The organism is Nonomuraea sp. NPDC026600, from assembly GCF_040638335.1.
Lineage (GTDB): Bacteria > Actinomycetota > Actinomycetes > Streptosporangiales > Streptosporangiaceae > Nonomuraea.
In genome coordinates, this window is sequence record NZ_JBEZYD010000043.1 from 40,513 (window position 1) to 66,970 (window position 26,458).

The 26,458-nt window shown below is 69.4% G+C and carries 31 protein-coding genes and 2 tRNA genes; 15 read left to right on the plus strand and 18 right to left on the minus strand.

The window, feature by feature from the left end; translation table 11 throughout:
• From AB0F17_RS55120 to deoC, 4 genes are read right to left on the minus strand one after another with little or no spacing between them, the layout of a single operon-like run.
• Positions 1–846 carry an aldehyde dehydrogenase family protein gene (locus AB0F17_RS55120; RefSeq protein ID WP_358041729.1) on the minus strand — a complete coding sequence of 282 codons (846 nt, stop codon included), beginning with the start codon at positions 844–846 and terminating at the stop codon, positions 1–3.
• Complete coding sequence (locus AB0F17_RS55125; protein WP_219529375.1) at positions 839–1,033, minus strand: hypothetical protein; 195 nt, start codon at positions 1,031–1,033, stop codon at positions 839–841. Before AB0F17_RS55125 ends, AB0F17_RS55120 begins: the two co-directional genes overlap by 8 nt.
• A complete protein-coding gene (locus tag AB0F17_RS55130; RefSeq protein WP_358041960.1) occupies positions 1,026–2,450 on the minus strand; it encodes an aldehyde dehydrogenase family protein in 1,425 nt (474 codons plus the stop codon). The genes AB0F17_RS55125 and AB0F17_RS55130 overlap by 8 nt, the downstream gene beginning before the upstream one ends.
• An 8-nt stretch (positions 2,451–2,458) precedes the next feature.
• Positions 2,459–3,388, minus strand: coding sequence for a deoxyribose-phosphate aldolase (deoC, locus tag AB0F17_RS55135; RefSeq protein WP_358041963.1), 930 nt, complete (start codon positions 3,386–3,388; stop codon positions 2,459–2,461).
• 189 nt (positions 3,389–3,577) lie between these two features.
• Between deoC and AB0F17_RS55140 the strand changes: the two genes are divergently transcribed.
• A complete protein-coding gene (locus AB0F17_RS55140) occupies positions 3,578–3,724 on the plus strand; it encodes a hypothetical protein (protein WP_358041733.1) in 147 nt (48 codons plus the stop codon).
• Between the two features lie 89 nt (positions 3,725–3,813).
• Positions 3,814–6,681 (plus strand): AAA family ATPase, encoded by a 2,868-nt coding sequence (locus AB0F17_RS55145; RefSeq protein WP_358041736.1) that lies wholly within the window; start codon positions 3,814–3,816, stop codon positions 6,679–6,681.
• A 41-nt stretch (positions 6,682–6,722) separates the two neighbouring features.
• Here the strand turns inward: AB0F17_RS55145 and AB0F17_RS55150 are convergent, their stop codons facing one another.
• The 12 genes from AB0F17_RS55150 to AB0F17_RS55205 form a co-directional block, all read right to left on the minus strand.
• Positions 6,723–7,289, minus strand: a complete 567-nt coding sequence (locus AB0F17_RS55150; RefSeq protein ID WP_358041739.1) for a TMEM165/GDT1 family protein — start codon at positions 7,287–7,289, stop codon at positions 6,723–6,725.
• Between the two features lie 223 nt (positions 7,290–7,512).
• Complete coding sequence (locus AB0F17_RS55155) at positions 7,513–8,550, minus strand: UDP-N-acetylmuramate dehydrogenase (RefSeq protein WP_358041742.1); 1,038 nt, start codon at positions 8,548–8,550, stop codon at positions 7,513–7,515.
• Between the two features lie 79 nt (positions 8,551–8,629).
• On the minus strand, positions 8,630–9,058 hold the full coding sequence (locus tag AB0F17_RS55160) for a MaoC family dehydratase (protein WP_358041745.1): 429 nt from the start codon (positions 9,056–9,058) through the stop codon (positions 8,630–8,632).
• 1 nt (position 9,059) lies between these two features.
• Complete coding sequence (locus AB0F17_RS55165; RefSeq protein WP_358041749.1) at positions 9,060–9,509, minus strand: MaoC family dehydratase N-terminal domain-containing protein; 450 nt, start codon at positions 9,507–9,509, stop codon at positions 9,060–9,062.
• Between the two features lie 187 nt (positions 9,510–9,696).
• Entirely contained in the window at positions 9,697–9,861 is a 165-nt protein-coding gene (rpmG, locus tag AB0F17_RS55170; RefSeq protein WP_019632658.1) for a 50S ribosomal protein L33, read from the minus strand.
• Positions 9,862–9,931: 70 nt separating this feature from the next.
• Positions 9,932–10,005 (minus strand) — tRNA-Met (locus AB0F17_RS55175).
• 157 nt (positions 10,006–10,162) lie between these two features.
• Complete coding sequence (locus AB0F17_RS55180; RefSeq protein WP_358041752.1) at positions 10,163–10,411, minus strand: hypothetical protein; 249 nt, start codon at positions 10,409–10,411, stop codon at positions 10,163–10,165.
• An 89-nt stretch (positions 10,412–10,500) separates the two neighbouring features.
• Positions 10,501–10,923: a hypothetical protein gene (locus AB0F17_RS55185; protein ID WP_358041755.1), complete on the minus strand. Its 423-nt coding sequence runs from the start codon at positions 10,921–10,923 to the stop codon at positions 10,501–10,503.
• Between the two features lie 502 nt (positions 10,924–11,425).
• Positions 11,426–11,498: transfer RNA gene (locus AB0F17_RS55190), tRNA-Thr, on the minus strand.
• 68 nt (positions 11,499–11,566) lie between these two features.
• Positions 11,567–11,770: a transposase gene (locus AB0F17_RS55195; RefSeq protein ID WP_358041758.1), complete on the minus strand. Its 204-nt coding sequence runs from the start codon at positions 11,768–11,770 to the stop codon at positions 11,567–11,569.
• Between the two features lie 535 nt (positions 11,771–12,305).
• A complete protein-coding gene (locus AB0F17_RS55200) occupies positions 12,306–12,854 on the minus strand; it encodes a C40 family peptidase (protein WP_358041761.1) in 549 nt (182 codons plus the stop codon).
• 45 nt (positions 12,855–12,899) lie between these two features.
• Positions 12,900–13,901, minus strand: coding sequence for a lysozyme (locus tag AB0F17_RS55205; RefSeq protein WP_358041764.1), 1,002 nt, complete (start codon positions 13,899–13,901; stop codon positions 12,900–12,902).
• A gap of 249 nt (positions 13,902–14,150) precedes the next feature.
• On the opposite strand from AB0F17_RS55205, the gene AB0F17_RS55210 reads away from it, so the two are divergent.
• Positions 14,151–15,176 carry an ATP-binding cassette domain-containing protein gene (locus tag AB0F17_RS55210; RefSeq protein WP_358041767.1) on the plus strand — a complete coding sequence of 342 codons (1,026 nt, stop codon included), beginning with the start codon at positions 14,151–14,153 and terminating at the stop codon, positions 15,174–15,176.
• Entirely contained in the window at positions 15,157–15,900 is a 744-nt protein-coding gene (locus AB0F17_RS55215) for an ABC transporter permease (protein WP_358041770.1), read from the plus strand. The genes AB0F17_RS55210 and AB0F17_RS55215 overlap by 20 nt, the downstream gene beginning before the upstream one ends.
• On the opposite strand, the gene AB0F17_RS55220 is transcribed toward AB0F17_RS55215, so the two are convergent.
• Positions 15,897–16,961: a hypothetical protein gene (locus AB0F17_RS55220; protein ID WP_358041773.1), complete on the minus strand. Its 1,065-nt coding sequence runs from the start codon at positions 16,959–16,961 to the stop codon at positions 15,897–15,899. The two genes, AB0F17_RS55215 and AB0F17_RS55220, sit on opposite strands and share 4 nt — an antisense overlap.
• A gap of 100 nt (positions 16,962–17,061) precedes the next feature.
• Here AB0F17_RS55220 and AB0F17_RS55225 point away from each other — a divergent pair, with 100 nt between their 5' ends.
• From AB0F17_RS55225 to AB0F17_RS55275, 11 genes are all read left to right on the plus strand, one after another.
• Positions 17,062–17,568, plus strand: coding sequence for an NUDIX hydrolase (locus AB0F17_RS55225; RefSeq protein ID WP_358041776.1), 507 nt, complete (start codon positions 17,062–17,064; stop codon positions 17,566–17,568).
• 39 nt (positions 17,569–17,607) lie between these two features.
• Positions 17,608–17,958, plus strand: coding sequence for a PadR family transcriptional regulator (locus AB0F17_RS55230; protein ID WP_358041779.1), 351 nt, complete (start codon positions 17,608–17,610; stop codon positions 17,956–17,958).
• Positions 17,955–18,839, plus strand: a complete 885-nt coding sequence (locus tag AB0F17_RS55235) for a hypothetical protein (protein WP_358041782.1) — start codon at positions 17,955–17,957, stop codon at positions 18,837–18,839. The genes AB0F17_RS55230 and AB0F17_RS55235 overlap by 4 nt, the downstream gene beginning before the upstream one ends.
• Before the next feature lie 34 nt (positions 18,840–18,873).
• Positions 18,874–19,014: a hypothetical protein gene (locus AB0F17_RS55240; protein WP_358041785.1), complete on the plus strand. Its 141-nt coding sequence runs from the start codon at positions 18,874–18,876 to the stop codon at positions 19,012–19,014.
• A complete protein-coding gene (locus AB0F17_RS55245; protein WP_358041788.1) occupies positions 19,011–20,726 on the plus strand; it encodes a peptidoglycan-binding protein in 1,716 nt (571 codons plus the stop codon). Before AB0F17_RS55240 ends, AB0F17_RS55245 begins: the two co-directional genes overlap by 4 nt.
• Positions 20,719–21,396, plus strand: a complete 678-nt coding sequence (locus AB0F17_RS55250) for an ABC transporter ATP-binding protein (RefSeq protein ID WP_358041791.1) — start codon at positions 20,719–20,721, stop codon at positions 21,394–21,396. Before AB0F17_RS55245 ends, AB0F17_RS55250 begins: the two co-directional genes overlap by 8 nt.
• The gene (locus tag AB0F17_RS55255) at positions 21,396–22,574 is read left to right on the plus strand and encodes an ABC transporter permease (protein ID WP_358041794.1); all 1,179 of its coding nucleotides are present in this window, start codon (positions 21,396–21,398) and stop codon (positions 22,572–22,574) included. Before AB0F17_RS55250 ends, AB0F17_RS55255 begins: the two co-directional genes overlap by 1 nt.
• Positions 22,575–22,584: 10 nt before the next feature.
• Entirely contained in the window at positions 22,585–22,983 is a 399-nt protein-coding gene (locus tag AB0F17_RS55260) for a GNAT family N-acetyltransferase (protein WP_358041797.1), read from the plus strand.
• Between the two features lie 127 nt (positions 22,984–23,110).
• Positions 23,111–23,503 carry a VOC family protein gene (locus AB0F17_RS55265; protein WP_358041800.1) on the plus strand — a complete coding sequence of 131 codons (393 nt, stop codon included), beginning with the start codon at positions 23,111–23,113 and terminating at the stop codon, positions 23,501–23,503.
• Positions 23,504–23,575: 72 nt separating this feature from the next.
• A complete protein-coding gene (locus AB0F17_RS55270) occupies positions 23,576–25,288 on the plus strand; it encodes a GMC oxidoreductase (protein WP_358041803.1) in 1,713 nt (570 codons plus the stop codon).
• A gap of 90 nt (positions 25,289–25,378) precedes the next feature.
• The gene (locus tag AB0F17_RS55275; RefSeq protein ID WP_358041806.1) at positions 25,379–25,810 is read left to right on the plus strand and encodes a hypothetical protein; all 432 of its coding nucleotides are present in this window, start codon (positions 25,379–25,381) and stop codon (positions 25,808–25,810) included.
• Between the two features lie 43 nt (positions 25,811–25,853).
• On the opposite strand, the gene AB0F17_RS55280 is transcribed toward AB0F17_RS55275, so the two are convergent.
• Positions 25,854–26,423 carry a hypothetical protein gene (locus tag AB0F17_RS55280; protein WP_358041808.1) on the minus strand — a complete coding sequence of 190 codons (570 nt, stop codon included), beginning with the start codon at positions 26,421–26,423 and terminating at the stop codon, positions 25,854–25,856.
• Positions 26,424–26,458: the final 35 nt, after the last annotated feature.

The window sequence follows — 26,458 nt, forward strand, 5'->3', positions numbered from 1 at the left end:
TCAGGCTCCCATCGGGTGCCAGACCGTCTTGGTCTCCAGGAAACGCGTCATGCGGGTGGGGGCCGGCGCCGCCCGCCAGTCCTCGTCCGACGGGCGCAGGACCCGCTTGAGGTTCTCCGCCGCCGCCTGCTCGCAGCTCAACGCCAGGTCGGCGTCGGCCACACCGGTCAGGTCCAGGCCGTTGACGTCCATGTGGGCCGCCAGCCAGGGCGCGAGCTCCCGCTGGTGACCCGTGAGGACGTTGACGACCCCGCCCGGCAGGTCGGAGGTGGCCAGCACCTCCGCCAGCGTGATCGACGGCAGCGGCGTCTTCTCGGAGGCGATCACCACGCAGGTGTTGCCCGTGACGATCACCGGCGCGACGACTGAGATCAGCCCCACCAGCGGGTCCTCGGGCGCTACGACCCCGACGACCCCCGTGGGCTCCGGCGAGGACAAGTTGAAGTACGGGCCGGCGACCGGGTTGGCCGTGCCGTGCACGGAGGCGATCTTGTCGGACCAGCCCGCGTACCAGACCAGCCGGTCGACCGTGGCGTCCACGGCCTCCAGCGCCGCCTTCCTGCCGCCGCCCAGTTCCTCGGCGAACTGCGCGCGGCGGCCCTCCAGCATCTCGGCGATCCGGTAGAGGATCTGGCCCCGGTTGTAGGCCGTGGCGCCCGACCAGCCGGGGAACGCCTTGCGTGCCGCCACCACGGCGTCACGGACGTCCTTGCGCGAGGCCCGCGACGCGTTGGCGAGGAAGTCGCCCTTGGGCGAGGTCACGGCGTAGGACCTCCCGCTCTCGGAGCGCGGGAACGCCCCGCCGATGTACAGCTTGTAGGTCTTGCGAACGGCCAACCTACTCATCGCCGCGCCCCCTCCACATGGTCTCCTCCGACAGTTGGACCGGCGCGAAGACCTGGCCGCACCGGCTCACGCCGCAGCGGTGGGCGTACCAGCCGGTGCGTACGGGCCGGCCCGCGCGGGCGAAGGCGTGGCCCCGGGTGGCCTGCTTCCGGCGTTTACCCCGGCGCGAACGGCGGTGCTCACACATCAAGGTAGGCCTCCAACCCGAGGAGGCCGCCTTCGCGACCGTACCCGGACTCCTTGTACCCGCCGAACGGGGCGGTCGGGTCGAACCGGTTGAACGTGTTGGCCCAGACCACGCCGGCCCTGAGCTTGTCGGCCATCCACAGGATGCGCGACCCCTTCTCCGTCCACACCCCCGCCGACAGCCCGTACGGCGTGTTGTTCGCCTTCTCCACCGCCTCGGCCGGAGTACGGAACGTCAGCACCGACAGCACCGGCCCGAAGATCTCCTCCCGGGCGATCCGATGCGACTGCGCCACCCCGGTGAACAGCGTCGGCGGGAACCAGTAACCCCGCTCCGGCAGCTCGCAGGCGGGCGACCAGCGTTCGGCGCCCTCCTGCTCACCGGCCTCGCTCAGCGAGCGGATCTTCGCCAGTTGGTCGGCCGAGTTGATCGCGCCGATGTCGGTGTTCTTGTCCAGCGGATCACCCAGCCGCAGCGTGCCCAGCCGCCGCTTGAGCGCCGCCAGCAGCTCCTCCTGGATCGACTCCTGCACCAGCAGCCGGGACCCGGCGCAGCACACGTGCCCCTGGTTGAAGAAGATGCCGTTGACGATCCCCTCCACCGCCTGGTCCAGCGCGGCGTCGTCGAACACGATGTTCGCCGCCTTACCGCCCAGCTCCAGGGTGAGCTTCTTGCCGGTGCCCGCCACCGTCCTGGCGATCAGGCGGCCGACCTCGGTGGAGCCGGTGAAGGCCACCTTGTTCACGTCGGGGTGGGCGACCACGGCGGCGCCGGTCTCGCCCGCACCGGTGACGATGTTGACCACACCCGGCGGCAGGTCGGCCTGCTGGCAGATCTCCGCGAACAGCAGCGCGGTCAGCGGCGTCGTCTCGGCCGGCTTCAGCACCACCGTGTTGCCGCACGCCAGCGCCGGCGCGATCTTCCAGGCCAGCATCAGCAGCGGGAAGTTCCACGGGATGACCTGCCCGGCCACGCCGAGCGGCCGGGGATCGGCGCCGAACCCGGCGTACTCCAGCTTGTCGGCCCAGCCCGCGTAGTAGAAGAAGTGCGCCGCGACCAGCGGCAGATCCACATCCCGGGACTCGCGGATCGGCTTGCCGTTGTCCAGCGACTCCAGCACCGCCAGCTCGCGGGCCCGTTCCTGGATGATCCGGGCGATCCGGAACAGGTACTTGGCCCGCTCCGAACCCGGCAACGCACTCCAGACCCCGAACGCCTTCCGCGCGGCCTGCACCGCCCGATCGACGTCGTCGGCGGAGGCCGTGGCGACCTCCGCCAGCTTCTCCTCCGTCGCCGGGTTGACCGTCTTGAAGGCCGAGCCCGAACCGTCGACGAACTCGCCGTTGATGAACAGCCCGTACGACGGCTTCACCTCGACGACGTCGCGCGACTCGGGCGCCGGTGCGTACTCGAACATCGCCATCATCAGTCCAGGGTGAAGTAGTCGGGGCCCGCGTAACGGCCGGTGGCCAGCTTCTGACGCTGCATCAGCAGGTCGTTCAACAGCGACGACGCGCCCAGCCGGAACCAGTCGGGCGACAGCCAGTCCTCGCCCGCCGTCTCGTTGACCAGCACGAGGTTCTTGATGGCGTCCTTCGTGGTGCGGATCCCGCCGGCCGGCTTCACGCCCACCTGCCGGCCCGTCTCCTCACGGAAGTCACGCACCGCCTCCAGCATGATCAGCGTCACCGGAAGCGTCGCCGCCGGAGCCACCTTTCCCGTGGAGGTCTTGATGAAGTCGGCCCCGGCCAGCATCGCCAGCCAGGAGGCCCGCCGCACGTTGTCGTAGGTCGACAGCTCACCCGTCTCCAGGATCACCTTCAGATGCGCGGCGCCACACGCCGCCTTCACCGCGATGATCTCCTCGAACACCTTGAGATAGTCGCCGGACAGGAACGCGCCCCGGTCGATCACCATGTCGATCTCGTCGGCGCCCGCCGCGACCGCCAGCGCGGTGTCGGACACCTTCACCTCCAGCGACGACCGCCCCGACGGGAACGCGGTCGCCACCGAGGCGACCTTCACCCCCGAGCCGCGCAGGGCCCCGGCGGCCACGGCCACCAGGTCGGGGTAGACGCAGACGGCCGCCACCCGGGGCGCTCCCTCGCCGGGATGCATCGCCTTGGCGCACATCGCACGGACCTTGCCGTGCGTGTCCGCGCCCTCCAGCGTGGTGAGGTCGACCATCGAGATGGCCAGATCGATCGCCATGGCCTTGGCGCTGGTCTTGATGGAGCGGGTGCCGAGCATCGCCGCTCGCTGGTCCGCGCCGACCCGGTCGACACCGGGCAGGCCGTGCAGGAATGCTCGCAGCGTCGCGCCGGACGAGCCGACGTCGGCGAGCGAGGTAGTCACAGTTGACACCCCCACAGGATCGCCGACCAGGTGGGCTACCTCCAAACCGGATCTATAAGGCGGTTCCCGCACATCTCCTAGGTACCCCGCGGCCTGGAGTTTCCCGGAGATAGGGCATCCGCCCGATGTGCCGGTAGGTGCCTTAGCCCGAACCTTAAGAGTGTCAGCAAGGAACAAGAAGGAGTCACCGTGAGTCCCGAGATCGAATACCAGCTCATGAAGAGCCACGTGAACGAGCTGCGTCAGGCGGCCGCCCGGCACCGTCAGGTACGCGAGGCTCAGGAGGGTAACAAGTCCGAGCGCCGCTCGTTCTTCGGCAAGCGCCGCTCCTCATGACCACCCCACAAGCGCCCGGCCGCAACCTCCCTCGCGGCCGGGCCACTATTCCTCCATAAATGCGTCGAAAGCGGCTGATGGGGCATGACATGCTGGATGACATGCTGGGACGTTCAGTAAGTCCCGTCTTCGTGGGGCGGAAAGAGGAGCTCACAGCCCTCTCTCAAGCCTTCGACGAGGCCCGGAAGGGTGCCGCGACGGCCGTGCTGGTCGGTGGCGAGGCGGGAGTCGGCAAGACCCGGCTGGTGCAGCGCTTCGCCGATCAGGCGGCGCGCAACGGCGCCCATGTGCTGTACGGCGGGTGCGTCGAGCTCTCCACGGAGGGCTTGGCCTACGCGCCGTTCACCGCTGCCCTCAGGCAGCTCGTCAGAGAGCAGGGCACCTCCCAGATCGCCGCGCTGCTGCCGGGCGGCGCCGAGCGCGACCTGGCGCGGCTGCTCCCCGAGTTCGGCGAGCCCAGCGGCGACGGCGAGACCGACACCGGCCGGGCCCGCCTGTTCGAGCAGTTCCTGACGCTCCTCGAACGGCTGGCGAGCAACCGGCCGACGATCCTGTTCATCGAGGACATCCACTGGGCCGACAGGTCCAGCCGCGACCTGATCGCCTTCCTCAGCCGCAACCTCAGCGCGGCGCAGATACTGATCGTCATGACCTACCGCTCCGACGACCTGCACCGGCAGCATCCGCTCCGGCCGGTCCTCGCCGAGCTGGGCAGGGTCAGCGGCGTGCTCAGGCTCGACCTGCCCCGCCTGTCGAGGGACGAGGTCGCCCTGCAGATGGCCGGGATCCTCGGCAGCGCCCCCGAATACCCCAATGTGCAGAAGATCTACGAGCGCAGCGAGGGCATCCCGCTGTTCGTCGAGGCCCTGCTGGACTGCGGCGTGGACTGCGCGTTCCCCGAGTCGATGCAGGACCTGATCCTCGGCTCGGTCGAGCGGCTGCCCGAGGAGACCCAGCGCGTGCTGCGCATCGCCGCCGCGGGCGGCATCAGGGTCGGCCACGCCCTGCTCGCCGCGGCCAGCGGCCTGTCCGACCTGGAGCTGGAGGCCGCGCTGCGCCCGGCCATCGCCGGGAACGTGCTGCAGATCGCCGACAACCGCGCCTACGTCTTCCGGCACGCCCTGATCCGCGAGGCCGTGCACGAGGAGCTGCTGCCCGGCGAGCACCAGCGGCTGCACGCGCGCTACGCCGAGGAGATCTCCCGCGACCGCAAGCTCGTCCCGCCGGGCCGGGCCGCGGTGGAGCTGGCCCACCACTGGTACGGCGCCCGGAACGACCTGTGGGCGCTCATCTCCGCGTGGGAGGCCGCGCAGAAGTCATTCTTCGCCTTCGCATACACCGAGGCGATCCCGCTGCTCGAACGCGTGCTCATGCTCTGGGACCGGGTCCCGGACGCGGCCGAGCGCATCGGCGCCGACCACACGGCGGTGCTCGAACGGGCCAGTGAGGCCGCTCACGCGGGCGGCGAGCTCGACCGGGGCATCAAGTTCGTCAGGGCGGCCCTGTCGGAGCTCGACGAGACCCAGGAACCCGCGCGGGTCGCCGCGTTGATCGTGCGCTGGGCGAACCTCAAGATCTACAAGGGCAAGCTGGGCGTGCTCGAGGACTTCCGCCACGCCCTGCGCCTGGTGCCCGAGCCGAACCTGGCCCGAGCCGAGGTCGTCATGCCGCTGGGCCAGCACCTGATGCTCCGCGGCGACGTCGAGGAGGGCACCCTGCTCATCGAGGAGGGCCTGCACCTGGTCAGGGAGCTCGGCGACAAGTGCCTCGAAGGCGACCTGCTGCTGAACCTGGCGCTCGGCCACTCGATCGCCGGCGACACGGAGTCGACGCTGGCCACCAACCTGCGCGCTCTGGAGCTGGGCCGCGCGGAGGGCTCGGGGCGGCTGATCACGCGGGCGATCGGCAACAACATCGACGCGCTGAGCGATCTCGGCCGCTCGGACGAGGCACTCGCGCTGAGCGAGGAAGGCTGGCAACTGGCCAAGCAGTACGGCCGGATGCGGCTCAACGGCCTGTTCATCCTGCTCAACCGGGCCGAGGCGCTGGAGGCGATCGGCCGCTGGGACGAGGCCATCGAGACCGTCGGACAGGCGCTCAGCTTCGGTCCGGTGCTGCGCACCCATCAGCATCTGCTCCGCGTACGTGCCGACATCGCGCTGGCCCGAGGTGAGCTCGCGGTCGTCGAAGGCATCCTGTCGGAGCTCGGCGTGCTCAAGGAGCGGCCCGAGGTCTTCCTCCAGGACCTCACCAACAACACCCGGCTGCGCATCGGCTGGCACCTGTTCAGAGGCGAGCCGCAGGCCGCGCTGGCCGTGACGGAGCAGTTCCTGTCCCGGCCGTCCCAGTCTCCCAAGGCCATGCTGGGCTGGCGGCTGCTGGCCCAGCTCAGCAGGGTCTGCGATGCCATGGAGGCCGCCGAACCGGCCCGGGTCCGCGCGGTGCGCGAGACGGCCGCCGAGGTGGCGGGGAGCCTCAAGGTCAGCGGGCCGGTGGCGGAGGCGTACCGGCTGTCCTACTCGCGCGACTTCGACGCGGCGGCGACCGCCTGGGAGCGGCTCAGACGCCCGCACAACCAGGCCAAGGCCCTCGTACGCGCGGCCACGGCCGCGGCGCGCTCCGGCGACCGGGAGGGCGCGGCGACCCGGCTCACCGTGGCCGCCCCCCTGGCCGCCGCGCTGGGGGCAAGGCCGCTGATGGACGAGATCGAGGCGCTCTCCCGCCGCGTCGGCGTCGTCCAGCAGCAGGCGGCCACCCCAGAGCTGCTCACGCCACGCGAGACGGAGGTGCTCCGGCTGGTGGCGCTCGGCCGTACCAACCGGGACATCGCCGCCGAGCTGTTCATCTCGGCCAAGACCGTCAGCGTGCACGTCTCCAACATCCTGGCCAAGCTGGGCGTGACCACCCGCGGTGAGGCCGCCGCGGCCGCGCACCGGCTCTCGCTGCTGTCCCGCTAGGACGCCCCTGCGAAGCCGTTGCGCACCCCTCTACGAAGCGGTCAGAGGATCGCGTTCACCAGCAGGACGACGCCGAAGATCGCGAACGCGGCGGCGGCACCATACCTGATCGCCTTCTCCGGCAGGTGCTTGCCCAGCAGGCGGCCCACCACGATCGCGAGGGCGTCGGCGGCGACCATGCCCACCGTGGACCCGATCCAGGTGCCCAGCCAGCCGTGCTGCGTCGCCAGCGTGATCGTGGCCAGCATGGTCTTGTCGCCGAGCTCGCTCAGGAAGAACGCCACCGTCACCGCGACCACGGCGTTCCTGGTGGTGCGCCGGGCCTTGCCCGACTCCTCCTCCGTCAGCTCGTCACCGCGCAGCGTCCACAGGGCGAAGCCGAGGAAGGCGATGCCGGCCACGATGGAGATGGCGGTGGTGGGCAACGAGTCACCGATCAGCCCGCCCACCGCGACGCTGACGAGGTGCACGGCGGTCGTGGCGATCGTGATGCCGGCCAGCACCGGCCAGGTTCTGAAACGGGTGGCGAACGTCATCGCCATGAGCTGGCTCTTGTCACCCAGTTCGGCCACGAAAATGACCACAAGGCTGATCCAGAACGCTTCCAACAGTCCTCTTCCGCGCCACCGAGCCGGAAGCAGGCACCCCAGGGGATTTCGGGCACGACTTCGGCCCGGTAGCTTCTTGATCCATAGCTACCAGGCCGAAGGTCTCGTCCGCCCGTTCAGGCCCGCGTGACCGGGCGCGCAAGCGCGCCAGTATGTCGATCACGCGATTGGGACTACTCCCCTTCGGTAATTCCGCACAACCCTAACAGCGGCAGTCAGAGACCTATTCCGCCAGGGAGCAGCCGACCAGCACCGGCTCGTTGACGAGCGTGACGCCGTACTTCTCCAGCACCCCGTCACGCACCTCCCTGGCCAGCAGCAGCAGGTCGGCCGTGGTGCCCGCGCCGGTGGGGTTGGTCAGGGCCAGCGTGTGCTTGGTGGAGATGCGCACCGGGCCGCGTTCGTAGCCCTTGGGGTAGCCCGCCTGCTCGATCAGCCAGGCGGCGGGCACCTTGACCGAGCCGTCCGGCATGTCCCAGCGCGGGTGGCCGGGCGCCCGCTTCGCCAGCTCCTCGGCCTCGGCGGGCGACAGGATCGGGTTGGTGAAGAACGACCCGGCGCTGCGAGTGTCGGGATCGGCCGGATCGAGCACCATGCCCTTGCCGCGCCGCAGCTCCAGCACCGCCCGCCGGGCCTGGCCGAGCGGCACACGGTCGCCCGGCTCGACGCCGAGCCGCCCGGCCAGCTCCTGGTAGGCCACAGGGCCCGACAGCTCGGAGACATCGAGCGCGTACGTCACGCCGAGCACCACGTGCCGCGCCAGATCCCGCTTGAACGCGCTGTCGCGATAGGAGAAGCCGCACTGCCGCGCCTCCACGTCGACCACCTGCCGCGTCTTGCGGTCGTAGGCCCGCACGCACCTGATGGTCTGGGCCACCTCCTGGCCGTAGGCGCCGACGTTCTGGATCGGGGTCGAGCCGACGAGCCCCGGGATGCCGGACATGCACTCGACGCCGGACCAGCCCTCGGCGACCGCGCGGGTGACCAGCGCGTCCCAGTCCTCGCCTGCCTCGACCGTGACCAGCACCTCGTCGCCGTCACGGGAGACGGCCACGCCCTGGGTGACGACCCGGATGACCAGCCCGTCGAACCCCTCGTCGGCCACCACGAGATTGCTCCCGCCGCCGAGCACCAGCGTGGGCTGGGCCAGCCGGTCAGCCTCGGCGATCAGCGAGACGAGATGCTCCGCCGTGCCGGCCTCGACGAATTCGCGGGCGGGGCCGCCCAGCCCCAGGGTGGTGTACGGCGCGAGGTTCTCCATGGGTCACAAGCTTATGAGGCCCTCGGCATGCCCAGCACCTTGTCGTGGTTTCGCCGGGATTCGCGCTTGGCTCCCCGCGTCAGGCGAGTTGGACCACCGCGCGCGCCTTGGACAGCACCCGGGCGTCGCCCGCCTTGGCCGTCAGCGCGACGACCACCCGCCTGTCCGCCAGCTTCTCCTCCACGACACCGCTGATCGTGATCGTCGCGCCTTCGTCGTCGTCGGGGACGACCACCATCGAGGAGAACCGCACCCCGAAGTCGACCACCGCGCCGGGATCGCCGACCCAGTCGGTGACGAACCGCCCGCCCTGCGCCATCGTGTACATGCCGTGCGCGATGACGTCGGGCAGCCCGACCGCCTTGGCGAACCGCTCGTTCCAGTGGATCTGGTTGAAGTCGCCCGACGCCCCCGCGTACATCACCAGGTTGAGCCTGCGGACTCCGTAGTCGGTGGCCGGGATCTCGTACCCGACCTCGATCTCGTCGTACTTCACCGTGGCAGTCATCTCAGGCCGCCCCTCCGCGCTCGACGATCGTGTTGTACGTGGTGCAGACCGGCTCGCCGTCGACCGTGGTGATGTCGCTTCGCACGGTCAGCAGCTCGTTGCGCCCGGCGCTGCGGATGTCGGTGATCGTGGAGCTGGTGACCAGCTCGTCGCCGGCGTAGATGGGGCGGACGTACTCGAAACGCTGCTCGCCGTGGACGACCATGGCGAGGTTGAGGCCGAGGTCGGGGTCGGCCAGCGCCTCACCGCCGCTCTGAATGCTGAACACGATGGGGAAGGTCGGCGGTGCGACCACATCGGGATGCCCGGCGGCCTGGGCGGCGTCCCGGTCGCGGTAGATCGGATTGCCGTCGCCGATCGCGGCGGCGAACTCCCTGATCTTCACCCGGCTGACCTCGTACGAGGCCTTGGACGCGTACGTCCGGCCCACGAAGTCGCGGTTCAAGGCCATCTGTGCTCCCTCGCATGTCCGTTAGGCAGACGCTAACAGAACAAGGTTCGGCTGTCGCCGTGATGACCGCGATTTTGCAACAGCAGGCAGCAGGTAGACGCGACAAACCGGCGCCCTGAGGCAGGACGCCGGTTGTGCGTTATGTGGCCAGGAGAGTGCCCCCGGCGAGACCGCGCTCGGAAAAGAGCTAGCGGGTCTCGCGGTGCGCGCGGTGGCAGCGGCAGTTGGGGCAGTATTTCTTCAGCTCAAGCCGATCCGGGTCATTGCGCCGGTTCTTCCGCGTGATGTAGTTGCGGTGCTTGCACTCCTGGCAGGCCAGCGTGATCTTCGGCCTAACGTCGGTGGCAGCCACGTGGGAGTGCCTTTCTACGTTTGGGACTGGGACATGCCCAAGCCCAGGTCGGCGACCTGGGGAGGGGCAGTAGCGGAGGCCGGACTTGAACCGGCGACACAACGATTATGAGCCGTTTGCTCTGCCTGACTGAGCTACTCCGCCTTTGAGCCGGACGAACGACCCCGGCCCGTAGAGAATACCTGACCGGAGGAGCGCATACGTACTCGGCCAGCTCTGCTGGGCTGGCCAGCCAGTAAGCCTAGCAGCCAGTGCACGGCAGGCAAAATCAGCGCAAACGAGGTCCAGCCAATCTTCGACTCTACTCGATCGCGGTCACCGTGATGCCGTTGCTCAACGCCGACTTGTTGCCAGCGGCGTCCACCGCCCGCATCGTGAGGGTGACCCGTCCGGGAGCGTGGGCGTAGGCGAAGGCGTTGGAGCTGTTCGGGAACTGGGGGCGGATGAACGGGACGATGTCGCTCTCGAATACGCCGTCGAGATAGAGCTCGTACGTGATCGCGGCCTTCGGCGTGACATCGTCCGTCGAGAGCGAGTAACTGAAGGCCAACTCGAGGAACTGGTACTCGAAGACCGTCAGGATGGTCGGGGCACTGGGCGGGAACGTACCGGGATGACGGATGGTTCAGCACGCGATGGTCAGCGCGGCGGCGGCCCCACGTAGTGGATCGCCTTCTGGTCGGCGGTGGGCGTGATCTCGCGCGCCCAGTCGAATGCCGCGTTCTGATCATCCGCGGGGATGTCCGCGGTGAAGTGCGCCGGTGCGCCGTCGAGAGCGCCACTGGGCCGGACCGCCCAGCCGCCTGATTCCCTGGCCAGCACCCACTCGGCAGCAGTGCGGAGCGCTGGTTCAGGCGTTGGGCGGAGGGCTCGGGCAACGGCCTGCGGGAGCGCTCTCCACCGAGATGCGTACATGGTCAGCGGTCTGTGCCGGATTCCGGAGGAGGCGTAACCGAGAATCCCCTTGCGAGGACGGCCGAGGATGCACATGCGCAGAACGTCGGCCACATGCCGCAGCGCAGCCGCTCGGGCGGACCGCTGCTCAGCGGAGTTCGCAATCATCGGCGCTCACCAGCTTCTCCGGACTCCAGGCCCGCTACGCGGCCTTTCTCGCCACGGTCGTCTTGGTCGGCACATCCGCTCGCGACGGCTAACAGTGCGGCGATCAGACGCGCGGCCGACTGGATTCTCACGCAGCTCTCCAGCTGTCGACGCCTAAGACCGTCACAGACAGTATCTAAGGAATCACGATTACGTAATGGAGTTGGTTGGGGTTACTGGTCACACTTCTCTGGCGAGAACTGCCGGCGAGCTCTTCGAGCGGGGGCCGGTCCCGGGCGTGGCTCGGCCTTCACTCTCCGCTTGCCGCGTTGGACGAGATGCTGGCTCCGTCCCGTGACGGGCGATCGCACCGTATGAAGGCCGCGGAGAGGTCATCGAATTCCCTATCCGACAGGTGGGCCAAGAGGCCCTCATCGCGAATCCATCGCGGAAATCCCTGGACAATCAGAAACGCCCGGCCCCAAGTAATCTTGGTCCGGGCGTTTTGCCTTGTCAGAGTGCGAGCCCCCAAACGGAATCGAACCGTTGACCTTCTCCTTACCATGGAGACGCTCTGCCGACTGAGCTATAGGGGCCTGTCCGGCGCTGCGGACAGGTGTAACCATACACGGCACTCAGCGATGATGCGAACTCGTCAGCGCCATCAACCGACGGCCTCGTAGCCCCGCTGGAACGGCAGATCGACGACCTCGCAGAGATCGGCCAGATCGACGTGGCGGGCCACTTCCGCGACCGACACGCAGTCGGCGACGGGAACCCCGTCCCGGCGCACCCGGAGCACCTGCCGGCCCTCACGCTCGGCGAGAACGACCTCGTAGCCGTCTATCCCGACCCATCGCCTGTCCATAGCGGCACACAGTAGCTCCTGGGTCTCTCAATTTCCGGTACGCGACAGGCGTTACACGCCATACCGAGTCGGTAGCGAACCGAATCAGCCGCCCGGCAGGCCGAGAACAGGCCGAGAATCGGCGTGCTGAGCGGGCCGAGCATGCCGAGCGGGCCGAGCATGCCCAGTCATCCCGCCGGGGCCCGCAGCGGCCCCCGCAGGGGTTCGCCCGCCCTGGCGATCGCCCCCGTCTAGGTCAGGCCCTCGGCCAGCCGTGTCCTGCGGACCGCCAGCCGTGCTCGGCGAGCGGCCCGGCCCTGGCGATCGGGCCGCCAGCGGGTGCGAGGGATAGGACTTGGTGCCGGTTTCGAGTCCATCTTGTCCCGCTCCGACCGCCCAATCCGGCGAAGCGTTCTTGGAAGGCGGTCCGAGCGCAGCGAGGCCCTTCAGGGGCGGGCTTCAGCCCGCCTGGGAGAGCGTCCGGAGCGTAGCGGAGGGCCTTTGGTGGAGGGCCTTTGGTGAGGTGCCTCGGGAGCCCTTGGGGACGGCTCTTCGCTCAATAGCGGTAGAAGCCCGCGAAGTCCTTGATCCGCCCGATGTCGTCGACGCGTACCGAGGCTCCGGTCTCGGGTGCGTTCATCATCTTTCCGTTGCCCAGATAGATGCCGACGTGGTGCGTCTTAACGGTGTTTTTCGTGACTTTTCCGAAGAAAACGAGGTCGCCCGGTACGGCGGAGCCGACCCGGCGCATCCGGCGCACGTGGGCGTCGGTGGTGCCGGGTCCGAGCACGTCGACGCCGAACGCCCGGGCATACACCCACCTGGTGAAACCCGAGCAGTCGAGCCCCCGCGTCGTGGCCGCCGGGCAGGGCCGGGTCTTACCCGCGTAGCCCTGGCACGTGCCCTTCGACGGCCCGGGGTCCGAGCCGTGGCCGCCTCCCCAGGAGTAGACGACGCCCCGCTGCTCGATCTCGTACGCGATCCTGACGATCACCGAAGGGACGGGGTACCGCAGGAGCGGCACCGACGCGGTGGCGGTGACCAGGACGAGCGCGAGCGCCACCCAGCGCCATCGCGACCCCGCTGACTCCCGAAAAGTAGGCATCGGGATTTATTCTGCTTTATCGGGAGGCCACGTAGGCGGCCCGGTTTATCGGGCCGCGAGGACGAGCTGCACCGAGCCGACCGTGAAGCGCATGCCCACCTTCCCCTTGGCCTTGGGGTTCGTGGTGAAGGTCAGCGTGACCTTCTGGCCCCGCCGGAGCTCGGCGACGTCGCAGCGGACCGCCGTACCGCTGAAGTCGCAGCCCGATGCCGCGACCACCCGCTGGCCGCCGTACGCGCGCCCGGTCAGCTTGACGTGCGTGACGGTGACCGGTCCGGTGTTGGCCACGGTGACCGTGTAGGACTTCCTGTTCCTGGCCATGCCGGAGACCGTCACCTCGGCGGCCGGGTTGGCCAGCTCCTCCAGCTCGGCCTCGGAGCCGTTGAAGGAGTTCTGGCCACCGGCCAGTGTGCCCTTCTCGGCCGACTGCCAGAACGTGTGCCGCTCCCAGCCCTTGGGCAGCTCACCGGGGTCGCCGCCCCAGCGGGCCAGCCACAGCGGGTTGGCGCCGAACTTGCCTGAGTCACCGGTGCACGTCTGCCACCAGGCCCGGGTCGTGTAGATGATCGCCCGGCGGCCGGTCTGCTCCCGGTACTTCGCGGTGAACGACTTGACCCAGGCGACCATGTCCTTCTGCGACAGGCCGTAGCAGCCGTCCTTGCCGTTCTTGTCCTTGTACGGGTTCTCCTCCAGGTCGAGCACCCCGGGCAGGGTCCGGCCGTCGATCTTCCAGTCGCCGCCGTTCTGCACGAAGAACTCGGCCTGGGCGGCGCCGTCGGACTCGTGCGGCTGCGCGAAATGGTAGGCCCCACGGAACAGCCCGGCCTCCGCCGCGCCGCCGTACTGCGCGTCGAAGGAGGGGTTGCGGTAGTCGGTCCCCTCGGTGGCGTGCACGAACGCGAACTTCCCGCCACCGGACGCGACATTCGGCCAGTCGATCTCGCCGGTCCAGTTACTGACGTCCACCCCGGCGATTCCGTCGGCGGCCCACGCGGTGCCGGTCATGCCGGCCGTGGCGACCGCCGCCAATAACAACAGACGTTTCACGAGGAAGATCATCCCGGAGCCCCAGACTGGCTCGCAAGAAATCTCATATATCGATATAAAACCGCATTTCAGCGGCCAGAAAATCGTTATCCACAGCCTGTGCGCGAAAGGGCGTCTCCGCAGGTCACAGCCGTATATGAACGTGACATTCGCGTTTGCCAAACCGGCTTTATCTGGCTCAAGCTGATATCGATCCTCAATCGAGCCCCCGACCTGGGGTTTCTTCGCCATGCCCGGAGGAGCACGACCATGATCCACGCCCGGGGACTGACCCGAGTGTTCAAGCTGAAGAAAGAGTCCGTCGAAGCCGTACGCGGGATCGATCTCGACGTGGAGGCCGGCCAGCTGGTCGCCTTCCTCGGCCCGAACGGCGCCGGCAAGTCGACCACCCTCCGCATGCTGACCACCCTGCTACCACCCACCTCCGGCACCGCCACCGTGGCGGGCCGGGACATCGCCCGCGACCCCGCCGGCGTGCGCGCCCGCATCGGGTACGTCGGGCAGAAGAACAGCGCCGGCGAGAACTTCCGCGCCCGCGACGAGCTCGTCACCCAGGGCCGCTGCTACGGCCTGACCCCGGTGGAGGCCCGCAGGCGCGCCGACGAGCTGCTCGACCTGCTCGACCTGCGGCCACTGGCCCAGCGCAAGCCCGGCACACTGTCGGGCGGCCAGCGCCGCCGCCTCGACATCGCGCTCGGCCTCGTCCACCGCCCGGCGCTGCTCTTCCTCGACGAGCCGTCCACCGGTCTCGACCCCAAGAGCCGCGCCGACGTCTGGTCGCACATCCTGCGGCTGCGCGAGGCGTACGGCACGACGCTCTTCCTGACCACCCACTACCTCGAAGAGGCCGACAGCATGGCCGAACGCGTGGTGATCATCGACAACGGCGAGATCATCGCGGACGGCACCGCCGAGCGGCTCAAGAACGACCTGGCCGGCGACCGCATCACGATCACCACGGCGACCGAGCAGGAAGCGGCCATGGCCGCCCGGATCGCCGACGGCGAGGCGGCGGTCGAAGCGGCGGTCGAAGCGGCGGTCGAAGCGGCGGTCGAAGCGGCGGTCGAGGCGGCGGTCGAGGCGGCGGTCGAGGTCCAGGGCACGACCGTGCGGCTGCGCGTCGCGAACGCGGCCGCGGCCCTGCCCGAATACCTGCGCACGCTGGAGGCGGCCGGCGTCAAGGTCGCGACCGCCGAGACCATCCGCCCGACCCTCGACGACGTGTTCCTCACCCTTACCGGGAGAAGCCTGACCGATGACGACCTTCCTGCGTGACACCGCGACCGTCTTCACCCGCGAAGCCACCCCCGCCCTGCGCGAGCCCCTGGGGCTGCTGTTCGCGATGGGTCAGCCGCTACTGTTCCTGTTCCTGTTCGGCTCGCTGCTCGACGGGGCGGTCGGCTCGTCGTGGCAGTGGTTCGTGCCCGGCATCCTGGTCATGATGTGCCTGTCGGGGCCCATGGCCGCGGGCTATCTGATGCTGGTCGAGCTGCTCGGCGGTTCGCTGGAGCGCCTCACGGTGACCCCGCTGAACCGTACGGCCATGCTGGTCGGCCGGACGCTGAAGGAGATGGCGGTCCTGCTCTGCCAGGCCGTACTGATCATCCTGCTGGCGATCCCGCTGGGCTTCCGGCTGTATCCGGCCGGGGTGCTGGCCGGGCTCGCGATGCTCATCGTGCTGGGCGTCGGGCTCGGTGCGCTCTCGTTCGTCCTCGCGATCAAGTCGGTGCCCAGCGGCACCCTGTTCTACGTGGTCACCCAGATGGTGATGTTCCCGGTTCTGCTGCTGTCCGGGGTGCTGCTGCCCGTGGAGTCGGGGCCCGCGTGGCTGCGGGTGGTCGGACAGATCAACCCGATCTCGTACATCGTCGACGCCCAGCGCGCCCTCTTCTCGGGCGACCTCACCGACCCGTCCATCCTGTACGGCACGGCGGCCACCTGCCTCATCGCCGCGTTGGGCCTCTGGCTGGGCAACCGGGCGATGAGACGCGGCATCTAGGGACTGATCGCCAGGAACAGGAACGCGGCGAACAGCACCAGATGTACGCCGCTCTGCAGGAGCGTCGCCCGCCCCGGCACCACGGTGAGCGTCGTGACGATGAAGGTCAGGCCCAGCAGCACCAGGTGCGTGGCCCCGAGGCCGAGCACCAGCGGCCCCTTCAACCAGATGGAGGCCACGGCGATGGCCGGAATCGTCAGCCCGATGCTGGCCATCGCCGAGCCCAGGGCCAGGTTGAGGCTGATCTGGATCTGGTCGCGCTTGGCCGCGCGGACCGCGGCGATGGTCTCCGGCAGCAGCACCAGCAGTGCGATCACCACGCCGACGACCGCCTGGGGCAGCCCGGCCGACGAGACCGCCTGCTCGATCACCGGCGACTCGACCTTGGCCAGACCGACGACCGCCACCAGCGCGACCAGCAGCAGCCCGAGGCTGATCATGGTGGCCCGCGCCGACGGCCGTGGCGCGTGCTCCTCGGTGGTGGCGGCCGTGCCCTCGGTGGCGACCGGCAGGAAGTAGTCGCGGTGCCGTACGGTCTGGGTCAGCACGAACAGCCCGTACAGCAGGAGCGACACCACCGCCGCGAACCCGAGTTGCGCGGGAGAGAAGGCGGGCCCTTGCGCGCTCGTCGTGAACGTCGGCAGCGCGAGGCTGAGCGTGCTCAGCGTGGCGACCGTCGCCAGCGCGCCTCCCGTGCCCTCGGCGTTGAAGACCACCACCCTGCGCCGGAGCGCGCCGCTGAGCAGCGACAGCCCGACGATGCCGTTACAGGTGATCATGACCGCGGCGAACACCGTGTCGCGGGCCAGCGACGCCGAATGCTCGCCACCTGAGATCATCAGGCTGACGATCAGCGCCACCTCGATCACCGTCACGGCCACGGCCAGCACCAGCGATCCGAACGGCTCGCCCACCCGGTGCGCGATGACCTCGGCGTGGTGCACGGCGGCCAGCACGGCGCCGGCGAGCAGCACGGCCACGATGACCACCAGGACGAACGGGAGTTCACGCCCCCATGACAGCGCCAGAGCGAGGAGCGCCAGCAGGGGAACAGCGACCATCCACCATCGCGAGATGTAACGGAGCATATACAGGGTGTTGCCCAATCTTCCGGAGTTACCACCGATCATGCCCTGCCATCCCTTTTGGGGGAAATAGACCATGGATCAAGTGATCGCGACGCAGACCGCATCGTGGATCCCCACGCCGCACCGGCTGGAGGTCGTCCTGTCCTCCCGGCTGCCACCCACCGGAGAGATCACCACGGCCTTCGCCGTCGTACGGGACGACGTCGGCAGGATGCTGCTGACCTGCGTCGATCGGGAGGGGCGCGGCTGGGACATGCCCGGCGGGCACCTCGAACCCGGCGAATCTCCCGTGGACGCCGCGGTCCGCGAGCTGGCCGAGGAGACCGGGCTGGTGCTGACTGCGGAGGAGCTGTCCGTTTTCGCGTGGCTGCGGATCGAGCTGACAGGGTCGGTGCCCGAGGGGTACCGCTACGGGGCGCTGACGAATCTGGTGATGTTCCAGGCGCGGCTCGACTCGCCGGGGCCCGCCGTGCGGCCTGCTCCAGGGTCGGAGAGCACGAGCGCCGCCTGGCTGCCGGCCGAGGAGGTGGAACGGCTCTGCGCCGGGCAGAGCTGGCTGATCGCGTACCGGACGCTCTAGGCGTTGCGGACGCTTCGTTGAACGGAATAATCTCATCCCATGCCCAGGGGAACCTCAGAAGTCAGCGAGCCGATGTACTTCGTGCTCACCGCGCTGCGCGGCGGCCCGTTGCACGGGCACGCGATCAGTAAGTCGATCAAGGAGCTGTCCGGTGGCCGGGTCCAGCCCTCGGTCGGCACGCTCTACGGCATCCTGGAGCGGCTCAACGAGCGGGGCGTGATCGCCGTGGACCGCGAGGAGACGGTCAACGGTCGCAACCGGCGCTACTTCAGGATCACCGATGAGGGCCAGGCGCTGGTGGAGTCCGAGGCCCGGCGCATGCAGGAGGCCGCGTCCCTCGTCCTGCGGCCGACCACGTTCGCGCCGCTCGGCTCGCGCCCGACCGCATGACGGCGCTCGAACGGCGCTACCGCAGGCTGCTGCTGGCCTACCCGAGGCAGTACCGCGTGGCGCACGGCGACGAGCTGCTCGACGTCCTGCTCGACTCCGCCGCTCCTGGACAGTCTTCCCCGGTGCCCAGGGAGGCGTGGGGGCTGCTCCTGGGCGGTGTGCGCACCCGCATCACCCATCAGGCCAAGGGCAGCGCGTGGGCGGACGGCCTGCATCTCGGGATCACGGCGGTGTCGGCGGCGAACCTGGCCGCGTTGCTGCCGTACACGGGTTCGTTACCGCTGTGGACGCTGCTGTCGGCGCTCGCGCTGCTGGCGGTCATGCGCGGATGGGTGTGGCCGACGTTGGCGCTCACCTTCGCCACCGGGGTCAAGGCGTTCGCGATCGCCGGCGGCTGGCCGCTGCTGGACCTCACCCTTCTGCCTGTGTACCCGTCGGCGCTCACCGACCGCCCCCTGTTCGAGACCAGCAGCCCGGTCGTGGTGGCCGCGGGCTACGGGGTCGCGCTGTCCGGTCTGGCGGTGCTGATCTGGCGGCGGCATCGGCCGCGGGTCCGGTCATGGTGGTGGTTCGCGGCGGCGGTGGCGGCCTCGTGGGCGGGCCCTTCGTGGCTGCCGGACGAGACGTGGTTCCCGATCAGCCTGAGCAAGATGGCCGTCGAGGTGGTGGCGCTGGGGCTGGCCGTGGCGGGCGCGTACCTGGCGCGCGACCCGCGCTGGGCGCTGGCCGCGGGCCTCTACCTGCTGGTCACGTCGGGCGACCTGGGCCTGCACGCGGACGAACTGACCAGGCAGCACCTCGCCTATTGGGGCGTCCTGGTCGTGCTGACCCTGGCGACCGCGTTCGCGCCCTATCGGCAGCGCCGGCACTGCCTGGATTGACCATGCTCTGTTAAACGGAGTATTGTCACCTGCCATGCTCAAGAGATCCCCTCTTGCTCCTGTCGCCGCGCTGGTCGTACTCGGCGGGTGCGGGGGCACCGCCGAGAACGCGTCGCAGCCGTCCCAGACCACGGCGGCCAAGGACACGAAGAATTCGGTATGTGAGGCGCGGTGAAGTCGCCCCGGAGGCTGCTCGCCTTCGTCATCGCGGGTGTCGTGGTCATCGCCGCCGCCGGCTGGGTCGTGAGCACCCGCCTGCGCTCTCCCGCCGACGAGGCCGCCCGCCGTACCGCGCCGAAGGCGTCGCTCGTCACCGCCGCCGTCCAGCGCCGCAAGCTGGTCAGCACGATCGTGGTCAGCGGCACGCTGGCGTACGGCTCGCCGCTGCCCCTCACCCTCGCCGGGGTGGTCGGCGGCACCTCTGAGCTGCAGCGGGTCACCCGGGCGCCGCGCCAGGGCAGGCTGACGGAAGGAGCGGTGTTCATGGAGGTGAACGGGCGCCCGGTGTTCGCGCTGCGCGGCTCCGTGCCGATGCACCGCACGATCGGGCCGGGCACCGAGGGCGAGGACGTCAAGCAGCTCCAGAAGGCGCTGCGCCGGCTCGGGTTCGGCGGCCCCGCCTCGGGGGTGTTCGACCGGGCCACGATCGCCGCCGTCACCCGGATGTACAAGAAGAAGGGGTACGAGGCCCAGCAGCCCACGCTGGCCGACCGGCAGGCCTACGACCAGTTGCGCAAGGCCGTACAGACCGCGCGGGAGACCCTCGCGACCGAGAGGCAGGCGCTCGACCAGGGGCGTGACGTGCTGCCGCTGAAGGTCAAGCTGGCCAACGCCAAGGCGGACCAGAAGTCGGCGCGGGCCGCGCTGAAGGAGGCCGAAGGGCAGCGGCTCACCCCGGAGGACGACGCCAAGCTGGCCGCGGCCGACGGGACCGTACGCGCGGCCGAGGAGAAGCTGCTCGAAGCCGAGCAGGCGCTCACCGCGGCCAGGTCCCAGCCGACCGCCACTCCGACGGTCACCCCCGCGCCTCAGGCGACGGCGGACACGAGCCTGCTGGAGCTGCGGGTGGACAACGCCAGGGCCGAGCTGGAGCAGGCGCGCGAGGCGTACGGCCGGATCAGGGAGGAGGCGCGGCAGGCCCGCGACAAGCGGCTGGAGGAGCTCCGCAAGGCCGTGCGCACGGCGAACGACGGGCTGGTCGCGGCCCAGCAGGCGCTGCGCCAGGCCCGGCAGCTCTCCCCCACCAAGCTCAAGGTGGCCAACGCGGGCAAGGACGTGACGGCGGCCAGGTCGCTGCTGGCCGAGTTCGGCCGGACCTACGGCACGGCGATCCCCCCGGGCGAGGTCGTGTTCCTGCCGAAGCTGCCCGCCCGGGTGCAGAAGACCGGGGTGAAGGCGGGCCAGACCGTCGAGAACGAGGCCGCGACGGTGACCAGCTCGACGTTCATGGTGACGGGGACGGTCGAGACCGCGGAATCCGACCTGCTCCGCGCGGGCATGAGCGCGGTCATCGAGCTCGACTCGGGCAAGACGTACCCGGCGACGCTCAGCGCGGTCGGCGAGAAGGCCACGGTGCCCGGCCAGGAGAAGGCCGCCGAGAACACGCAACCGGTCCTGCTCACGCCGAGCTCGATGAAGGGGCTCAAGGGCCTGTCGGGCGCCGCGGTCACAGCCAGGGTGACGGTGGGGGCGACCGAGGAGCCGGTGCTGGTGGTCCCGGTGGCCGCGGTCGTCACGGGAGCCGACGGCAAGGCGCGCGTGCAGGTGGAGTACGCCACGGACAAGACCAAGGAGGTCGAGGTCCGCACCGGCCTGACCACCGACGGAAACGTCGAGGTCAGCGGCACGCTCAACGAAGGCGACCGGGTGGTGGTCGGCGATGCCTGAGCAGGTCATCGAGCTGACCGCCGTACGCAGGGACTACCCCGCCGAGCCGCCGGTCCGCGCGCTCGACGACGTCTCGTTCGGGGTGGCCCGTGGCGACTATCTGGCGATCGTCGGCCCGTCGGGCTCCGGCAAGTCCACCCTGCTCAACGTTCTGGGCCTGCTGGATCGGCCCAGCTCGGGCAGCTACCGCCTGGACGGCATCGAGACCACCGCCCTGCGCGACGGCGTCAGGACCAGGCTGCGCGGCGACCGCATCGGCTTCGTCTTCCAGTCCTTCCACCTGCTCGCCCACCGCAGCGTCGTGGAGAACGTGATGCTCGCGGAGATCTACGGCGGGCACCCGCGCAAAGGCAGGCGAGAGCGGGCGCTGGCGGCGCTGGACCGGGTCGGGCTCGGCCACCGCGTGAACTTCCCGCCCGACCGCCTGTCCGGCGGCGAACGCCAGCGCGCGGCCATGGCCAGGGCCCTGATGGGCGGGCCGTCCCTGCTGCTGTGCGACGAGCCCACCGGCAACCTCGACAACCGCAACACCGGGGCGGTGCTCGACCTGTTCGACGAGCTGCGCGAGCAGGGGCTGACGATCGTGGTCATCACGCACGAGCGGGAGGTCAGCACCCGGGCCGGACGCCGGGTCAGGATCACCGACGGCGTGCTGGTGGAGGAGGCGTGATGCACGTACGAGACCTGGCCGGTGAGGCGGTCGCGGGCATGCTGGCCAGGCCGGTGCGCTCCGCGCTCACCACGCTCGGCACCGTGCTGGGCATCACCACGCTGGTCATCACGCTCGGCGTGGCCGCCACCGCGGGCAACCAGATCGTCGGGCGCTTCGACGAGCTGGTCGCCACGGCCATCACGGTGGAGGTGCCCGAGACCACGAACGTGCCGCTGGTCGCCTGGGACTCGCTCGAGCGGGTGACCAGGCTGCGCGGCGTGGTCTCCGCGGCGGCGGTGGCCGAGAGCAAGGACAGCTCCAACCTGTCCGTACGCTCCAACGACCTCGTCGACCCGACCAGCGTCACCACGCAGACCCTGACCGTGCTGGCCGCCACCACCGGCCTGCCCGAGGCCGCCCGGGGCCGGATCGTGCGGGGCAGGTTCTACGACGCCGGTCACATCCGGCGTGCGGACCGGGTGGCCGTGCTCGGCGACCAGGCGGCCAAGATGCTCGGCGTCACCCGCCTCGACCGAGCTCCGGCGATCTTCATCGGCGGGCACGCGTACACGGTCATCGGCATCCTCGGCGACCTGCGCCGCGAACGGAACCTGAGCACCGCCGTCATGGTGCCGCCCACGGTGGGCAAGCAGTTCGGGCTACGGGACGTGACCAGGGTGCTGGTCAACACCAGCCTGGGCGCCGCCGACCTGATCGCCCGGCAGGCGCCGGACGCGCTCTCCCCCGGCAACGGCGACATGCTCCAGGTGGTCGCCCCGCCCAGCCCCACCAGGGCCCGCGACCAGGCGCAGGACGACGTCAACGCGCTCTTCCTGATCCTCGGCCTGGTCTCGCTCGTGGTGGGCGCGGTCGGCATCGCCAACGTCACGCTCGTCACCGTGATGGAACGCGTCGCCGAGATCGGCCTGCGCCGCTCGCTCGGCGCGGCTCGCCGGCACATCGCCGCCCAGTTCCTGCTGGAGTCGACGCTGATCGGGCTGGCCGGCGGTGTGATCGGCGCGAGCGTCGGCGTGGTCGCCGTCGTCGCCGTCTCGGCCGCCAAGCAGTGGACGCCCCTCCTCGACGTACGGCTGGCGATCGGGGCTCCCATCGCCGGAGCCGTGGTCGGCCTGCTGGCCGGCCTGTACCCGGCACTGCGCGCGGCCAGGATGGAGCCGGTGGACGCGCTCAGGTAGCTTTTCGATCATGACGCCGGCACCTGCCATCACGCTCACCGTGTGCCCTCCCCTCACCGACCGCGATCTCAACGACCTCTTCGCCGCCTCCTGGCCCGGCCACGACGACACCTCGTTCGCCCGCACGCTCGAGCACAGCCTCTGCTGGATCGCCGCCCATCGCGGAGACCGCCTGGTCGGCTTCGTGAACGTCGCCACGGACGGCGGCATCCACGCCTTCATCCTGGACACCACCGTGCATCCCGCCGAGCGCAGAACAGGGCTCGGGGTGCGCCTGGTCCGCGCGGCCGCTGACGAGGCGAAGTCCCGCGGCGCCGGCTGGCTGCACGTGGACTACGAACCCCACCTCGAAGGCTTTTACGCGCAGTGCGGCTTCCGGACAACGGCGGCGGGATTGATGCAGCTCTGACGTCCTGCGGGGATGCTAGGGTCCGGTTGGACACCGTGTTCGGTCGGCGATTTCTGGAGGTGCGGGGGCTGAGATTCGTGAGCCGTTCCGCATGACCACCAGTGTCCATACCAAGCATGGGATTCAGATGACATCCATCATCCGACACATCACTGTCGACTGCGCCGAGCCGCACGAACCGTACGAGCTCGCGGAGTTCTGGAGCAAAGTACTCGGGCATCCGGTCGACCCGATAGACGAGCCGGGCGACGACGAGGTGGTCCTGGCGATGCCCGCCGGGCAGCCGGCCCTGCTGTTCGTCCGCGTACCGGAGAAGAAGTCGGTCAAGAACCGGCTGCACTTCGACCTCGAACCGGATCAGACGCGGGACCAGGAGGTCGAGCGGGTGTCCGCGCTCGGCGCGACCGTCGTCGACGACCGTCGCAAGCCGAACGGCCGAGGCTGGGTGGTCATGGCGGACCCGGCCGGCAACGAGTTCTGCGTCGAGATCAGCGTGGCCGAACGGGCCGCCGCGGAATAGTCCAGATCCGGGGCGGATCGCCGGATCCGCCCCGAGGATTGCCGGAAGGACTTTCGCGGGGTCTACTTGTCCATGACCCTTCCCGAACTGGTTCCCTCCGGTCAGCAGGCGGACGTCCAGAAGACGAGCTTCTCGCTCGATGTTCTCGGCCGCTTCATCTGCAGCACCTGGCAGGAGGCGACGGGCAGCGGCGGGCCACCGTTCTCGGCGGTGGTGATCGGCGGCGGCATGTACGGGGCCTACTGCGCGACCAAGATCTACCGGCGGCACCCGGGCAAGCGGGTCCTGCTGCTGGACGCCGGCCCCTTCCTGGTGTCCGAGCACGTGCAGAACCTGGGCCGTATCGGGCTCAACGTCCCCGCTCCCATCTCGCCCAGCGCCGATCCACGCGTGCCGCGGGAACTGGTGTGGGGGTTGCCGTGGCGGGGCAACGTCGACTTTCCCGGACTGGCGTACTGCACCGGCGGCAAGTCCCTGTACTGGGGAGGCTGGTGCCCGCGGCTCACGGCGAGTGATCTGCGGCGCTGGCCGGCGTCGACGGCCGCGTACCTGGAGGACAACTATCTGAAGGTGGAGAGCGAGATCGGCGTCGTGCCCGCGACCGATTTCATCGCGGGAGAGCTCTATACGACGTTGTTCGAGGCGTTCGCGAGCGCCGCCTCGGTGACGCCGGGGTTCGAGACCGGCCTCGGCGACCGTGGCACCGAGGTCGCGCCGCTCGCCGTGCAGGGAGACTCGCCGGTGTCCGGGCTCTTCAGCTTCGACAAGTACAGCAGCCTGCCGATGCTGATGGACGCGGTCCGGGAGGACGTGGCCGCCTCCGGCGGACGCGACGCGGATCGCCGGCTCTTCGTGGTGCCCCTGGCGCACGTCATCAGGGCGCACACGGCCGACGGTGTGGTGACCAGGATCGACGTCGACGCCGCCGGGCAGTCGGAGTCCCTTCAGGTCTCCCCCGGCTGTGCCGTGATCCTGGCCGCGAGCGCGGTGGAGAGCACCCGGCTCGCCCTGTGCTCGTTCCCCACCCCGCTCATGGGCCGCAATCTGATGGCGCATGTACGCAGCGACTTCACCGTCAGGATCCGCCGGACGGCACTGCCGCCGGTGCCGGACCACGTGCAGACGGGCGCGCTGCTCCTGCGCGGGCTGGTGCCGGCCGGCCGCTTCCACATCCAGGTCACCGCGTCGACGAGCCAGGGCGGATCCGACGAACTCCTGTTCCGCATGCTCCCCGACATCGACCTGCTCGATCGGCAACTGGCCAACACCGATCCCGAGTGGATCACCGTCACCCTGCGCGGCATCGGCGAGATGCGGGGGGACCGGACGACCGCGATACCGGATCCGGACAAGAGCTGGATCAATCTCAGTCCGCACGAAGTCGACGAGTACGGCATCCCGCGCGCCTACCTGCACATCACGCTCGATCCGCGGGACGAGCAGGTCTGGCAGGCCATGGACACCGCGGCGCTCGCCATCGCCCGGGCAGTCTCCGGCTCACCGGACCAGATCCAGTACCTGTACGACAACGCCTGGCACGCGGCGCCGTTCCCCCTCGACAGGCCGTTCCCCGAATGGCACCGCGGGCTCGGTACGACCTACCACGAGTCCGGCACGCTGTGGATGGGCGACGACCCGGCCACCTCGGTGACCAACCCGATGGGACGCTTCCATCACGTACGGAACGCCTACTCCTGCGACCAGTCGCTGTTCCCGACGGTCGGGTCCGTCAACCCGGTCCTCACGGGACTGACCCTCGCCAAGCAACTGGCCGAACAGATTTAACACGCGGCGTCTTGTTGAGACCCTGCGGCATGTCGATATTGTGATGCCCGGCATCGCCATGGCGGTAAGTAGAGAACTGAGGTAGGACAAGTGGCGGCACACGGCTTCGGTGATTTCGCGAACATGAACGTCGACGCGTTGCTGCGGGATTCACATGAGCGGGTGGCCCGTTTTGAAGAAGCACAGAGAAGAGCAGCGGACGTGGTCGGCCGGGCCACGACCGCCGACGACCATATCGCGGTCGAGTGCACCACCTCCGGGGTGAGCAGACTCGATATCGACCCCCGGGCCAAGCGCATGAGCGTCGAGGAGATGTCCGCGGCGATCCTCAAAGCGATTCACGATGCCGACGCGGACCTCAAGCGTCAACTGTCGGAGATCCTGACGGATTCGTTCGACGAGAACACCATGAATCCGGAAGCCGCCAGAGCGCAGGTCGAGGAGGCGCAGAAGGCGTTCGACCGCATGATGAGCGACACGATGGGCGAGCTGAACCGCATGCGCAAGGAGTTCGGCTACTGACCGGGGGACCCGCGTTGGACCGTTCGGCGACCGGAGTCACCCGTCACTTCAGGCCGTCCGTCAGGATCTTGTCGTACCCCCAGGCGGCTCCACACGTCACGAGGAGTTTGAAGAGGTCCCACAGAACCTCGTTGCGCAGCACCAGAATCCGCTGCTCAATCGAGAGGGCCACGGAACGCGCCTGCAATTGAGCGTAGATCCTCCCGCCTCCGCTGAGCGCCCCCGCGAGCGCGAACGTCGCGGTGGACGTCGCATTCGCGAAGTTCAGGTAGATCCACGCGGTCCAAATGTTGGCCAGTACTCTGAGGATCCACGAAAGACGATGGGCCGAGTCGGCGGCGGCCTGCGAGCCCATGGCGAACTCGGTGACCTTCTCCCCGAAAGCCGCTCGATCCAGCGCCTGCCAACTGGCCGCGGACACACTGTCGTGCTGCTCCTGCATGGACGTGCCGGAGGCGAACACGTTGCCACTGACGGCACTCCAGCCGTCCGCGGCCTTGTGCAGCAACTGCGGATCCACCGGCACCGTAAGGCCGTACTTGAGCACGGACTTCTGCATCACGGGCAATATGGCGGCAGCGAAGGCGTATTCACCGAGTGTCGTCAGCTGCATCCACAGCAGATCACCGCCGCCGCCGGGCTCGTACG

Coding starts and splice junctions, on each gene's coding strand:
- AB0F17_RS55120 (WP_358041729.1), bottom strand. CDS start 846: ATGAGTAGGTTGGCCGTTCGCAAGACCTACAAGCTGTACATCGGCGGG.
- AB0F17_RS55125 (WP_219529375.1), bottom strand. CDS start 1,033: ATGTGTGAGCACCGCCGTTCGCGCCGGGGTAAACGCCGGAAGCAGGCC.
- AB0F17_RS55130 (WP_358041960.1), bottom strand. CDS start 2,450: ATGTTCGAGTACGCACCGGCGCCCGAGTCGCGCGACGTCGTCGAGGTG.
- AB0F17_RS55145 (WP_358041736.1), top strand. CDS start 3,814: ATGCTGGATGACATGCTGGGACGTTCAGTAAGTCCCGTCTTCGTGGGG.
- AB0F17_RS55155 (WP_358041742.1), bottom strand. CDS start 8,550: ATGGAGAACCTCGCGCCGTACACCACCCTGGGGCTGGGCGGCCCCGCC.
- AB0F17_RS55160 (WP_358041745.1), bottom strand. CDS start 9,058: ATGACTGCCACGGTGAAGTACGACGAGATCGAGGTCGGGTACGAGATC.
- AB0F17_RS55165 (WP_358041749.1), bottom strand. CDS start 9,509: ATGGCCTTGAACCGCGACTTCGTGGGCCGGACGTACGCGTCCAAGGCC.
- AB0F17_RS55185 (WP_358041755.1), bottom strand. CDS start 10,923: ATGATTGCGAACTCCGCTGAGCAGCGGTCCGCCCGAGCGGCTGCGCTG.
- AB0F17_RS55195 (WP_358041758.1), bottom strand. CDS start 11,770: ATGGACAGGCGATGGGTCGGGATAGACGGCTACGAGGTCGTTCTCGCC.
- AB0F17_RS55200 (WP_358041761.1), bottom strand. CDS start 12,854: ATGCCTACTTTTCGGGAGTCAGCGGGGTCGCGATGGCGCTGGGTGGCG.
- AB0F17_RS55210 (WP_358041767.1), top strand. CDS start 14,151: ATGATCCACGCCCGGGGACTGACCCGAGTGTTCAAGCTGAAGAAAGAG.
- AB0F17_RS55215 (WP_358041770.1), top strand. CDS start 15,157: ATGACGACCTTCCTGCGTGACACCGCGACCGTCTTCACCCGCGAAGCC.
- AB0F17_RS55220 (WP_358041773.1), bottom strand. CDS start 16,961: ATGGTCGCTGTTCCCCTGCTGGCGCTCCTCGCTCTGGCGCTGTCATGG.
- AB0F17_RS55225 (WP_358041776.1), top strand. CDS start 17,062: ATGGATCAAGTGATCGCGACGCAGACCGCATCGTGGATCCCCACGCCG.
- AB0F17_RS55230 (WP_358041779.1), top strand. CDS start 17,608: ATGCCCAGGGGAACCTCAGAAGTCAGCGAGCCGATGTACTTCGTGCTC.
- AB0F17_RS55235 (WP_358041782.1), top strand. CDS start 17,955: ATGACGGCGCTCGAACGGCGCTACCGCAGGCTGCTGCTGGCCTACCCG.
- AB0F17_RS55240 (WP_358041785.1), top strand. CDS start 18,874: ATGCTCAAGAGATCCCCTCTTGCTCCTGTCGCCGCGCTGGTCGTACTC.
- AB0F17_RS55250 (WP_358041791.1), top strand. CDS start 20,719: ATGCCTGAGCAGGTCATCGAGCTGACCGCCGTACGCAGGGACTACCCC.
- AB0F17_RS55255 (WP_358041794.1), top strand. CDS start 21,396: ATGCACGTACGAGACCTGGCCGGTGAGGCGGTCGCGGGCATGCTGGCC.
- AB0F17_RS55260 (WP_358041797.1), top strand. CDS start 22,585: ATGACGCCGGCACCTGCCATCACGCTCACCGTGTGCCCTCCCCTCACC.
- AB0F17_RS55265 (WP_358041800.1), top strand. CDS start 23,111: ATGACATCCATCATCCGACACATCACTGTCGACTGCGCCGAGCCGCAC.
- AB0F17_RS55270 (WP_358041803.1), top strand. CDS start 23,576: ATGACCCTTCCCGAACTGGTTCCCTCCGGTCAGCAGGCGGACGTCCAG.
- AB0F17_RS55280 (WP_358041808.1), bottom strand. CDS start 26,423: ATGCAGCTGACGACACTCGGTGAATACGCCTTCGCTGCCGCCATATTG.